The sequence below is a fragment of the Bacteroides pyogenes genome, assembly GCF_014196225.1.
Taxonomy (GTDB): Bacteria; Bacteroidota; Bacteroidia; order Bacteroidales; family Bacteroidaceae; genus Bacteroides; species Bacteroides pyogenes_A.
In genome coordinates this window covers 140,640-152,426 of the sequence record NZ_JACIDI010000003.1, presented here as the reverse complement: position 1 = coordinate 152,426, position 11,787 = coordinate 140,640, and the positions used below count along the sequence as shown (strand labels likewise).

Annotated in this window: 7 protein-coding genes; all 7 read left to right on the top strand. The window is 51.7% G+C overall.

All coding sequences use genetic code 11. From position 1 onward, the window contains the following. The first annotated feature begins 12 nt into the window (after positions 1 to 12). The 7 genes from GGR07_RS03015 to nfo all read left to right on the top strand — a co-directional run bounded on the left by GGR07_RS03015 (position 13) and on the right by nfo (position 11,752). Entirely contained in the window at positions 13 to 1,716 is a 1,704-nt protein-coding gene (locus GGR07_RS03015; RefSeq protein WP_122056721.1) for a RagB/SusD family nutrient uptake outer membrane protein, read from the top strand. 37 nt (positions 1,717 to 1,753) lie between these two features. After that, positions 1,754 to 3,055 (top strand): DUF4995 domain-containing protein, encoded by a 1,302-nt coding sequence (locus tag GGR07_RS03010; RefSeq protein ID WP_122056622.1) that lies wholly within the window; start codon positions 1,754 to 1,756, stop codon positions 3,053 to 3,055. 337 nt (positions 3,056 to 3,392) lie between these two features. Further along, a complete protein-coding gene (hepC, locus tag GGR07_RS03005; RefSeq protein ID WP_122056623.1) occupies positions 3,393 to 5,396 on the top strand; it encodes a heparin-sulfate lyase HepC in 2,004 nt (667 codons plus the stop codon). A gap of 19 nt (positions 5,397 to 5,415) precedes the next feature. Further along, positions 5,416 to 7,044, top strand: a complete 1,629-nt coding sequence (locus GGR07_RS03000; protein ID WP_021645466.1) for a PHP domain-containing protein — start codon at positions 5,416 to 5,418, stop codon at positions 7,042 to 7,044. Positions 7,045 to 7,093: 49 nt separating this feature from the next. Then, positions 7,094 to 8,059: an ROK family protein gene (locus GGR07_RS02995; RefSeq protein ID WP_034542548.1), complete on the top strand. Its 966-nt coding sequence runs from the start codon at positions 7,094 to 7,096 to the stop codon at positions 8,057 to 8,059. A gap of 79 nt (positions 8,060 to 8,138) precedes the next feature. Beyond that, positions 8,139 to 10,751 (top strand): DUF4962 domain-containing protein, encoded by a 2,613-nt coding sequence (locus GGR07_RS02990; RefSeq protein ID WP_122056624.1) that lies wholly within the window; start codon positions 8,139 to 8,141, stop codon positions 10,749 to 10,751. 152 nt (positions 10,752 to 10,903) lie between these two features. Then, a complete protein-coding gene (nfo, locus tag GGR07_RS02985) occupies positions 10,904 to 11,752 on the top strand; it encodes a deoxyribonuclease IV (RefSeq protein ID WP_122056625.1) in 849 nt (282 codons plus the stop codon). Positions 11,753 to 11,787: the final 35 nt, after the last annotated feature.

Genomic DNA, 11,787 nt, shown 5'->3' with positions numbered 1-11,787 from the left:
AAAATGAGCGCAATGAAAAAGATTTTATATATCATCATTTTATCTGTTTGCTGCACACTCTCCTTCTCTTCCTGCTCCGACTTGCTGGACGAGGAATCGAAAACGGAGGTTGCCAAAAAGAATTATATGAAAAACGCGGCGGAAGCCGAGAACGTATTGCTGGGCGTATACCGCAACATGGTGACCGACGCCATGTATGGATACAACATGTCTATTCTTTTCAATCTGGCGACCGACATCGCACAGGTGGAAGGAAGCACGAACGAGAATTTCCGTATCATTCCCACCAACTCTTTCCCTACCACTCAGGCGGAAGTGCAACAAACGTGGAAGACATTGTACAATGCCATCTACAATGCCAACGACTTCATGGAGGGGCTGGAACAGAAAGCCGGAAACTACTCCGACGGAGACAAAGTGCTGGCGCGCATTTATATGGCGGAAGCAAGAGGATTGCGCGCTCTGTATTACTTCGAGCTGGTGCGCCGCTACGGAAATGTGGCGTTGATGAGCACCACCCAAATGTCTCAACAGCCGCCTGCAACTTTCGAGCAGGCAGATCCGGCAAAAGTATACGAGTTTATCGAAGAAGACCTGAAGTTCGCCATCGACAACCTGCCGTATGCCGCGGACGACACATATCGCGTCAACAAAGAGTTCCGTTTCTCCAAAGGATCGGCTTTGGGCTTGCTGGCCAAAGTATACGCCACTTGGGCAGGTTATCCCGTAAAGGACGAAAGCAAATGGGAAGCCGCCGCACGCACAGCCAAAGTATTGATCGAATCGGGTAAGCACGGTTTGCTGAGCGACTTCGAACAATTGTGGAAAAATTCGGGAAGTAGCACATGGGACGCAACGGAGAGTTTGCTCGAAGTCAGCTTCTACACTCCCACTACCACGGGAGGAGCTTCGGACCCCTGCGGACGCATTGGCAAATGGAACGGCGTGAAGACCACAGTCATTGCGGGAAAGCGTGGCAGTTGCGCGGGCAACGTAAAGGTGGTGCATACTTTTGTACTCGACTGGCGAAAGAATGAAGGCGACCTCCGCCGTGACATATCCATTGCCAACTATCTTTACAATCCCGGCAAAACGCTTTACGCAAAAGGAAAGAACGATTCGGAAGAAACGGCTGCCGCTGCCGACCTCGACCCGGAAAAGAAACAGAAAGAGAAGCAGAATTATACTCCCGCCAAATGGGACATCGAGAAATACGTACCCCAGAGCAACGCGCTGATCAACAACGACAAATCGAACGTCAACTGGTACTTGCTCCGTTATGCCGACGTATTGCTGATTTATGCCGAAGCCGTCAACGAATGGAAGAAAGCTCCCGATGCGGAAGCGTATACGGCGGTCAATATGGTACGCCGGCGCGGTTACGGCAAACCGGTGACGGCAGCAGACAAGGCGGTCGACCTGCCGGAAGGTCTGTCGTATGAAAGCTTCCGCGAAGCCATTCATAAGGAACGCGCTTACGAACTGGCTTTTGAAGGGCATCGCCGCCTCGACCTTATACGCTGGGGCGTGTATTACGAAACAGTGAAAGAGACTTCGGTGGCGCTCGGACAATGGTGGACATCCGACGGATCGCCCAACTATGCGGCGGCGACTCCCGGATACACCACCAAGGGTAAGCACGAGCTCTATCCCATTCCGCAACGGGACATGGATCTTTGCAAGAAATTCATCCAAAACCCGGGCTGGGAAAAATAAAACTTACAATTAAACTTACTGACAACCATATTATCAAATGAATCAAATGAAAAAGAAACTTATTCTCTTAGCTTCGGTCGGCATAACGTTGGCTTCGTGCCATACTACTCCCCGGGAAGATTATCACTGGATACAGAAAGGAATCGATGCAGCTTCGGCACAACTCCGGTTGACGGCGGAAGAAATCCGGAGCACGGGACAACTCCCCCGCTCCATCCGTACCGGATACGATATAGACTTTCTGTGCCGCCAACTGGAAAGAGATTCGCAGACATTCAAAGATTCGTTGCGCGCCAACCCCGCTGCCGAAGAGATCGGTAAGCGCCGCCTTTGCGGAGTATACGACTGGACGAGCGGATTCTTCCCCGGATCTCTGTGGTATGCTTATGAACTCACGGGCGACGAAACGTTGAAAAAAGAGGCGACTCACTATACGAACCTGTTGAACCCGGTGCGTTATTACAAAGGAACGCACGACCTCGGTTTCATGGTCAATTGCAGCTATGGCAACGCCGAACGCCTTGCACCGAACGACACCATTGCGACGGTGATGAGAGAAACGGCGGACAATCTCTGCGGACGCTTCGACGATTCCATAGAAGCCATCCGTTCGTGGGACTTCGGGACGTGGAACTTCCCGGTCATCATCGACAACATGATGAACCTCGACCTTCTGTTTAACGTAAGCAACCGCACCGGAAACCCGAAGTACAAAGAGATTGCGCTGAAGCATGCCATGACCACCATGCGGCACCACTTCCACCCCGACTATACCTGCTGGCATGTGGTGAGTTACAACAACGACGGAACGGTGGAACGCAAGCAGACCCATCAGGGAAAGAACGACGATTCTTCATGGGCACGCGGACAAGCGTGGGCGGTGTATGGATACACCTCGTGCTACCGTGAGACGAAAGACAGCATCTACATGAACTTCGCCACGAAAATAGCCGATATGATAATGGAGCGTGTAAAGACCGAAGACGCCGTTCCTTATTGGGATTACGACGCTCCCGTCACCCGAGAGACTCCGCGCGACGCTTCGGCGGCAGCCATCACCGCTTCGGCAATGATCGAGCTGAGCACGATGGTACACAGCGGAAAGAAATATCTGGACTATGCAGAGAAAATCCTGAAAAGCCTTTCGAGCGATGCCTATCTTGCCAAAGAGGGAGAAAACCAAGGCTTCATCCTGATGCACTCTGTCGGCTCGCTGCCCAACGGCTCGGAAATAGATACTCCGTTGAACTACGCCGATTATTATTATCTGGAGGCCCTGAAACGGTTCATGGATTTGAAGAAACTGAAACTTCAGGACGGAGAAATCAAATCATTGTAAATTCCGGAAGCAGCATCGAGGTGAAGCAATACGTTCATTGAGGCGAAGCACTGTTTCAGCGAGGTGAAACAAAGTGTTTCATGCTGATGAAACAAAGTGTTCTATTCGGTGAAACAAAGTGTTCTATTCGGTGAAACAAAGTGTTTCATTCGGTGAAACAAAACGTTCATCACAATGAAACAGAGCTTCCGTCACAATGAAACAGAGCTTCCGTTACAATCAAACAGAGCCTCTATCACAATCAAACAGAGCCTCTATCACAATCGAACAGAGTCTCTCCCGCATCATTTACGGATGCGGAAGAAAGAAAAGAAACTAAAAAAACAAGAACTTCGGTATGAGAAAAAACATAGTTACATACATCGCTCTATGGATGATTGCCTGCTGCACGGGCAACGTCTGCGGGCAAGAACTGAGAAGCGAGGTATTCGGACTGCTCGACCTCGAACGTCCCGGCCTTGAAAAAGTGAAAACTCTCCACGAACAGGGGAAAGACGAAGAAGCGGCGGAAGCGTTGCTCGGCTATTACCGCGAGCGAACGGACGTGAGAACACCGGACATCGACCTGAAGCATATCAGCATCGGCAAGGAAGAGCAGAAATGGGCGGACGACGCGATGGAGCATACGTTCTTCGTACACAAGGGCTACCAGCCTTCGTACAACTACGGGAAAGACATCGACTGGCAATACTGGCCGGTAAAGGATAACGAGCTTCGCTGGCAGTTGCACCGCCACAAATGGTTCACTCCGATGGGGAAAGCCTACCGCACGTCGGGCGACGAAAAATATGCCCGCGAATGGACTGTACAGTATATCGACTGGATTCGGAAAAACCCGCTGGTGAAAATGAGCAAAAGAGAATACGAACTGGTGAGCGACGGCGAAATCAGGGGAGAAGTCGAGAACGTTCGTTTTGCCTGGCGCCCGCTCGAGGTGAGCAACCGCCTGCAAGACCAGACCTCTCAATTCCAGCTGTTCCTCCCCTCGCCCTCTTTCACTCCCCGATTCCTTACAGAGTTTCTGGTAAACTACCACAAACATGCCGTCCACATTTTGGGCAACTACTCCGATCAGGGCAACCACCTGCTGTTCGAGGCGCAGCGCATGATTTACGCCGGCGCGTTCTTCCCCGAATTCAAGGATGCCGCCGCATGGAGAAAAAGCGGAATCGAAATACTCAATCGCGAAATCAACGTACAGGTGTACCCGGACGGCGGACAATTCGAGCTCGATCCGCACTATCACCTGGCAGCTATCAACATCTTCTGCAAGGCATTGCGAATGGCCGATACAAACGGATTCCGCAACGAGTTTCCGAAAACGTATCTCGACACGGTGGAAAACATGATAATGTTCTACATGAACATCAGTTTCCCCGATTATACCAACCCGTGTTTCAGCGACGCCAAGCTGACCACCAAGAAAGAAATGCTCAAAAACTACCGCGACTGGCACAAACTGTTTCCTGAAAACAAAGCGATCCTCTACTTCGCCACCGAAGGAAAAGAGGGTGCTTTGCCCGATTATCTGTCGAAAGGATTCCTCACGTCGGGATTCTTCGTTTTCCGCAATTCGTGGAAAACAGACGCCACGCAGATGGTGGTAAAGGCGGGTCCGAAAGCTTTCTGGCATTGTCAGCCCGACAACGGAACATTCGAGCTGTGGTTCAACGGAAAGAACCTCTTCCCCGACTCGGGCTCGTACGTCTATGCCGGCGAGGGCGAAGTGATGGCGGAGCGCAACTGGCACCGTCAGACCGCTGTACACAACACGGTGACACTGAACAATCGCAATCTTGAAACAACCGAATCGGTGACCAGGCTCTGGCAGCCGGAAGGAGACGTACAGACACTCGTAACCGAAAATCCCGGATACAAGAACTTCAACCACCGCCGTAGTGTTTTCTTCGTAGACAACACGTATTTTGTCCTTGTCGACGAAGTGACAGGCAGCGCACGCGGCTTTGTCAACTTGCATTATCAGATGCCGAAGGGAGAAATCGCCAACAGTCGCGAAGACATGACCTTCGCGACCCGGTTCGATGACGGAAGCAATATGAAGCTGCAATGCTTCGGTCCCGAAGGAATGACGATGAAAAAGGAACCGGGATGGTGTTCTACGGCTTACCGTAAGCGGTACAAACGGATGAACGTGTCGTTCAACGTGAAAAAGGAAGATGAGAAAGCCGTACGCTACATCACTGTCATCTATCCCGTACGGAAGAGTGCGGATGCACCGAAGCTGTACGCCCGTTTCAAAAACAAAAAGTTCAGCGAAAACTCGCTGGAGGTGGAAGTAAAAGTGAACGGGAAGAAACAGTTGTTGCAGTATAAACTATAATATCCAAAGACACAATACCATGAACAGAAGAAGTTTTCTTAAAAATACAGGCTGGTCCTTTTTAGGACTGGCCGCTTCGGGCAGCTTGCTCCATTCGTGTGTAGCAGGCAGCAAGGAAGCGAAAAAGAGAATGCCGGGCGCAAGTAATTTGAAGTTGTACTGGGGCGACCTCCACAATCACTGCAACCTCACCTACGGACACGGAGATATGCGCGATGCCTTCGATGCCGCCAAAGGGCAGTTGGACTTTGTCAGCGTAACGCCTCATGCCATGTGGCCGGACATCCCCGGAGCCGACGATCCTCGTTTGAAATGGGTGATCGATTATCACACGGGAGCTTTTAAACGTCTGCGTGAAGGCGGATACGAGAAGTACGTCGCCATGACGAACGAATACAATAAAGAAGGCGAATTCCTTGCGTTCGTCGGTTACGAAGCCCACAGCATGGAACACGGCGACCACGTTGCGCTGAATTATGATTTGGACGCTCCTCTCGTGGAATGCACTTCGATTGAAGACTGGAAGCGCAAGGCTAAAGGGCACAAGGTATTCATCACCCCGCATCACATGGGTTATCAGGGAGGATTCCGCGGTTATAACTGGAAATGCTTCACCGAAGGCGATCAGACTCCTTTCGTCGAAATGTATTCCCGTCACGGTCTGGCAGAAAGCGATCAGGGAGATTATCCGTATCTGCACGACATGGGACCTCGCCAATGGGAAGGAACCGTTCAATACGGTCTGGAGCAGGGACATAAATTCGGTATCATGGCTTCTACCGACCAGCATTCGGGTTATCCGGGAAGCTATGGAGACGGAAGGATCGGCGTGTTGGCTCCGTCGTTGACGCGGAACGCTGTGTGGGAAGCCCTGAAGAACCGGCATGTATGTGCAGCCACAGGCGATAAGATACGAATAGACTTCCGCCTCAACGACGCGTTCATGGGTGACGTGATACGCGGAAACAGCCGGCGCATTTACCTGAATGTTGCGGGCGAAAGCTGCATCGACTATGTAGACATCGTAAAGAACGGACAAACCATCGCACGTTTGAGCGGGCCGTTGACACCGGTCGCGCCCGAAGGCGATACGCTCCGTTGCAAAGTAAAAGTAGATTTCGGTTGGAATCGTGAAGAGAAATACGTACATTGGCAGGGAAAACTGTCGGTGGATAAAGGAAGTATCCGCAGCGTCACTCCCTGCTTCCGAGGGGCGGCGTTCACTTCACCGCAAGAAGGCGAGACCGAGTTTCATACTCACGTGAACCGCATCCTGTCCATCGGTGAAAAGGAAACGGAACTCGACATGTACAGCACGAAGAATCCCAATACCACCACTGCCGCTACGCAGGCTGTAATTCTGGATGTGGAGATGCCGAAAAGCGGAAAGGTGATTGCGGAGTTCAACGGCAAGAAGTTCGAACATACATTGGGAGAATTGCTCGAAGGCTCACGCTCGCACTTCATAACCGGGTGGTTGAGCGAAGCGATTCTTTTCAACCGTGCCATGCCCGAAAGCTGTTTTACGATAGAACACTATATGGAGGACAAAGAGCCGCAACGGGATACGGATTATTATTATGTCCGTGTGCGCCAGCGCGACGGGCAATGGGCATGGAGTTCGCCTATCTGGGCGGAAAGAACATGACGGGAACAGACAGATCAGCATAAGCGCATGACAAATAAAGACAACAATCATGAAAAAGAGATACGCAATAGGAATCGATCTTGGCGGCACTTCGATCAAATATGCCCTCATCGACAATAAGGGCACGGTTCTGTTTCAGAATAAGCTGGCTTCGAAAGCCGAAGTTTCGGCGGAAGCCGTTATCGGCCAGTTGGTGAAAGCTGTAAAAGAAGCGAAAGAGTTTGCCGCCGGTCAAGGCTATACGGTAGAAGGTGTCGGCATCGGAACGCCGGGCATCGTAGATGCTTCCAATCGCATTGTGCTGGGAGGTTCAGACAATATCGAGGGGTGGGTAAACGTGCCGTTGGCCGACCGGATTGAGGCGGAAACGGAACTTCCCGCCGTATTGGAGAACGACGCCAATGCGATGGGTTTGGGAGAAACCATGTACGGAGCCGGACGAGGTGCGACATACATTGTCTTCCTCACGGTGGGAACCGGTATCGGCGGCGCCGTGGTTATCGACGGAAAGCTGTTCAACGGTTTTGCCAACCGGGGCACCGAGTTGGGACATATCCCTCTTATCCACAACGGAGAGCCATGTACGTGCGGTTCGGTGGGATGTTTGGAGCAATATGCGTCTGCATCCGCTCTGATAGGCCGTTTCAAGAAGCGAATCGCCGCGGCAAACATCACCTGTCCGGCTGAAGAGATAAACGGGGAACTCATTGTGCGGCTATACCGGCAAGGTGATCCGACAGCCATCGAGTCGCTCGAAGAACATTTCGATTTCTTAGGAAGAGGCATTGCGGGGCTGATTAATATCTTTAGTCCGCAGAAAGTTGTCATCGGAGGCGGATTATCGGAAGCGGGCGACTTCTACATCCGTAAAGTCAGCGAGAAGGCTCACCGGTATGCCATGCCCGACTGCGATATAAACACCGAAATCACGGCTGCTTCATTAGGCAACCGGGCAGGAAGTATCGGAGCGGCTTCACTCGCGCTCATGCGGTTTTCCGAAAGCAACGCTTTGTAATGCGAGCTGTCGATCGAGCCTCTCTTACTCATCATTGCAACGAATCGAACAAATACGTCAAACTAACTTTTTAAAAGATATGAAACACCTCTACATTCTCCTGCTACTGGCTTTGCTTCCCGGCAAGGGATACGCGCAAAAAAGCATAATGCGTCTCACACAACCCACCTTGATGCACGAAGTTCGCGAGACGCCTTCTCCCCTAAACGGGCAACACATTGCCATGAATCCCCCGAGATTTATGTGGCCCGACAAGTTCCCTCACTTAGGTGCTGTGCTCGACGGTGTGGAAGGTGAGGAACGCAAACCCGGAGTAACCTATCGGATTCGCATTGCCCGCGATCCCGAATTCAAATCGGGGCTGATCACAGCCGAACGGCGATGGGCTTTCTTCAATCCGTTCCGCCTGTTCGAAAAAGGAAAATGGTACTGGCAGCATGCTTATGTAGACAAGAACGGAAACGAGGAATGGTCGCCCGTATACCATTTTTACATCGATGAAAAGACGAAGACGTTCAATCCGCCGTCTTTGGAGGAAATGCTGAACAAGCTGCCCGGAGCGCATCCACGCATCTTGCTCGATGCCAAAGAATGGGACGATGTAATAGTCCGCAACCGGAACAATGTCGAAGCCCGCGCTTACATCCGGAAAGCCGGCAAATGTTTGTCGAGGCAACTGAAGCATCTGGAAGAAGAGATAGACACCAGCCAACTGGCAAAGCTGACGAATATCGTACAACGTCGGTCGGTATTGATACGTGAAGGACGTAAAATCGTAGACCGCGAAGAAGCGAACGTGGAAGCCATCGTACGGGCTTATCTGCTGACGAAAGACGAAAAATACTACCGGGAGGGAATGAAGCGGCTCACCGAAATACTGTCGTGGAAAGAGAGCAAGTTGTTTGCCGGCGATTTCAACCGCTCTACCATTTTGTCGATGTGCACTTCGGCCTACGACGCATTCCATAATCTGTTGTCTCCGTCTGAAAAGAAATTGCTGCTGGCGAATATCCGCGACAACGGACGGAGGTTTTTCAGCGAATATGTGAACCATCTGGAAAACCGCATTGCCGACAACCATGTGTGGCAAATGACGTTCCGCATTCTCAACATGGCTGCCTTCGCCACTTACGGCGAATTGCCCGAAGCATCGGTCTGGGCGGATTATTGTTACAACGAATGGGTATCGCGCCTGCCGGGATTGAACACAGACGGCGGATGGCACAACGGAGACTCTTACTTCCACGTCAACATCCGCACGCTGATCGAAGTGCCCGCTTTCTATTCCCGTATCAGCGGATTCGACTTCTTTGCCGATCCGTGGTATGACAATAACGCTCTTTACGTCATTTATCACCAGCCTCCGTTTTCGAAATCCGCCGGACACGGAAATTCGCACGAAACCCGGAAAAAGCCGAGCGGAACACGTGTAGGTTATGCGGAGGCTTTGGCGCGCGAACGAAAGAATCCGTGGGCTGCCGCTTATGTGAGAGCTATTCTGGAGAGGGAACCGGACATCATGAAAAGTACGTTTCTGGGCAAGTCGGGCGACCTGACCTGGTATCGTTGCACCACTCGCAAGGCGTTTCCGGAAGAAAAGCGTTCGCTGGCGGAACTTCCCTCGGCTAAAGTTTTCAACGAAACGGGAGTGGCTACCATGCACACTTCACTGGCGGAACCGGAGAAGAACGCGATGCTCTCCTTCCGCTCCAGTCCTTACGGAGCTACTTCCCATGCGTTGTCCAACCAGAATGCGTTCAACACATTCTACGGCGGGAAAGAAATATTCTACAGCAGCGGGCATCGTACCGGATTCACCGACGACCATTGCATGTACTCTTACCGGAACACCCGCGCTCATAACAGCATTCTGGCCGACGGGATGACACAAAAGATAGGAACGGAAGGTTATGGATGGATTCCCCGCCGATACGAAGGAGAAAAGATTTCGTATATGGTGGGCGATGCTTCCAATGCTTACGGGAAAGTTACTTCTCCTCTCTGGCTGAAACGGGGAGAGCTTTCCGGAACACGCTACACGCCGGAAAACGGATGGGACGAGAATAGAGTGGATCTGTTCCGCCGCCACATCATTCAGCTCGGTGCAACGGGTATATTCCTCATCTACGACGAACTGGAAGGTAAGGAAGACGTGAAGTGGAGTTACCTGCTTCATACCGTAGAGCTGCCGATGGAAGTAAAGGAGGATGCCGACAGAATCAGCGTAACCGGCAAGAACAAAGCGGGAGGCGTATCTGTCGCTCATCTTTTTTGCTCGGCGCCGACCGTGCAGGAGCTGACGGATACTTTCTTCTGCGCCCCCACGAACTGGAAAAACCAGACCGACTCCAAAGGAAAAGCGGTGAAACATCAGAACCACTGGCACTTCTCCGCCACTACCGCTCCGTGCCGTATCGCCCGCTTCCTGACGGTTGTCGACACGCACGGAAGCGACCGGCCGGATATGGAGGTAGTCCGTAAAAGAGATACGTTCCGGATAGGCGACTGGAGCGTGGAGTGCAACCTGAAGGAACACGGAAAAGCGGCGATATCGGTAAGCAACCGGAAAGAAAAGGTGTCGTTGACTTACGACGCCGGAAAGAAAGAAGGGGCGACCCTCGTGACCGAGAGAGTGAAAGGCAAACAGGTGGAACATACGCTCACGGATTATCTGCCCGACCTCGAGATATAAAGATACATGGCCCGCGATGTTTGCAAACATAGAAGGCATGAAAAGTAAGCAGAAAAACCCCGGTCCGTGCTTTTCATTCCGCTGTTTGCAAACATAGAAGGCAGGATAAGCGTTATCTTTGTAACGAATCATTCATAAACGAAAAAGAAAACATGAAATACATCGGAGCACATGTATCGGCATCGGGCGGCGTGGAACTGGCGCCTGTCAACGCACATGAAATCGGAGCGAACGCTTTCGCCCTGTTCACGAAGAATCAGCGGCAATGGGTAAGTAAGCCTTTGACGGAAGAAAGCATCCGTCTGTTTAAAGAGAATTGCGAAAAGTACGGTTTCAAACCGGAACATATTCTTCCGCACGACAGTTATCTCATCAATCTCGGCCATCCGGAAGAGGAAGGACTGGAGAAAAGCCGCACTGCCTTTCTGGACGAGATGCAGCGTTGCGAAGCCTTGGGACTGAAGCTGCTGAACTTTCATCCGGGCAGTCACCTGAACAAGATCGGCGTAGAAGAGTGTTTGTCGCGCATTGCCGAGAGCATCAACATGGCATTGGAAAAAACCGCCGGAGTAACGGCGGTTATCGAAAATACTGCGGGACAAGGCAGTAATCTGGGAAATGAATTTTGGCATTTGAAGTACATCATCGACCGTGTAGACGACAAGAGTCGCGTAGGAGTATGCCTCGACACTTGCCATACCTTCACAGCCGGCTATGATTTCCTGACGGACTATGACCGTGTTTTCGAAGAGTTCGACCGGGAAGTAGGGTTCGGCTATCTGCGGGGAATGCATATCAACGACTCGAAGAAAGCATTGGGCAGCCGTGTCGACCGCCACGACAGCATCGGTATGGGACTGATCGGGAACGCTTTCTTCGAACGGTTGATGAGCGATCCGCGGTTCGACAACATGCCTCTCATTCTCGAAACTCCGGACGAAAGCAAGTGGGCGGAAGAAATCGCATGGCTGAGAAAACTGTCCGTTGCGGCAACGGTTTGAAACGGCAGGGCCGTGACGGAATAATCCGGACGTAT

What these genes read in the sequence shown, in the direction of transcription:
- GGR07_RS03015 (WP_122056721.1), top strand. Translation starts at nt 13, where the DNA reads ATGAAAAAGATTTTATATATCATCATTTTATCTGTTTGCTGCACACTC.
- GGR07_RS03010 (WP_122056622.1), top strand. Translation starts at nt 1,754, where the DNA reads ATGAATCAAATGAAAAAGAAACTTATTCTCTTAGCTTCGGTCGGCATA.
- hepC (WP_122056623.1), top strand. Translation starts at nt 3,393, where the DNA reads ATGAGAAAAAACATAGTTACATACATCGCTCTATGGATGATTGCCTGC.
- GGR07_RS03000 (WP_021645466.1), top strand. Translation starts at nt 5,416, where the DNA reads ATGAACAGAAGAAGTTTTCTTAAAAATACAGGCTGGTCCTTTTTAGGA.
- GGR07_RS02995 (WP_034542548.1), top strand. Translation starts at nt 7,094, where the DNA reads ATGAAAAAGAGATACGCAATAGGAATCGATCTTGGCGGCACTTCGATC.
- GGR07_RS02990 (WP_122056624.1), top strand. Translation starts at nt 8,139, where the DNA reads ATGAAACACCTCTACATTCTCCTGCTACTGGCTTTGCTTCCCGGCAAG.
- nfo (WP_122056625.1), top strand. Translation starts at nt 10,904, where the DNA reads ATGAAATACATCGGAGCACATGTATCGGCATCGGGCGGCGTGGAACTG.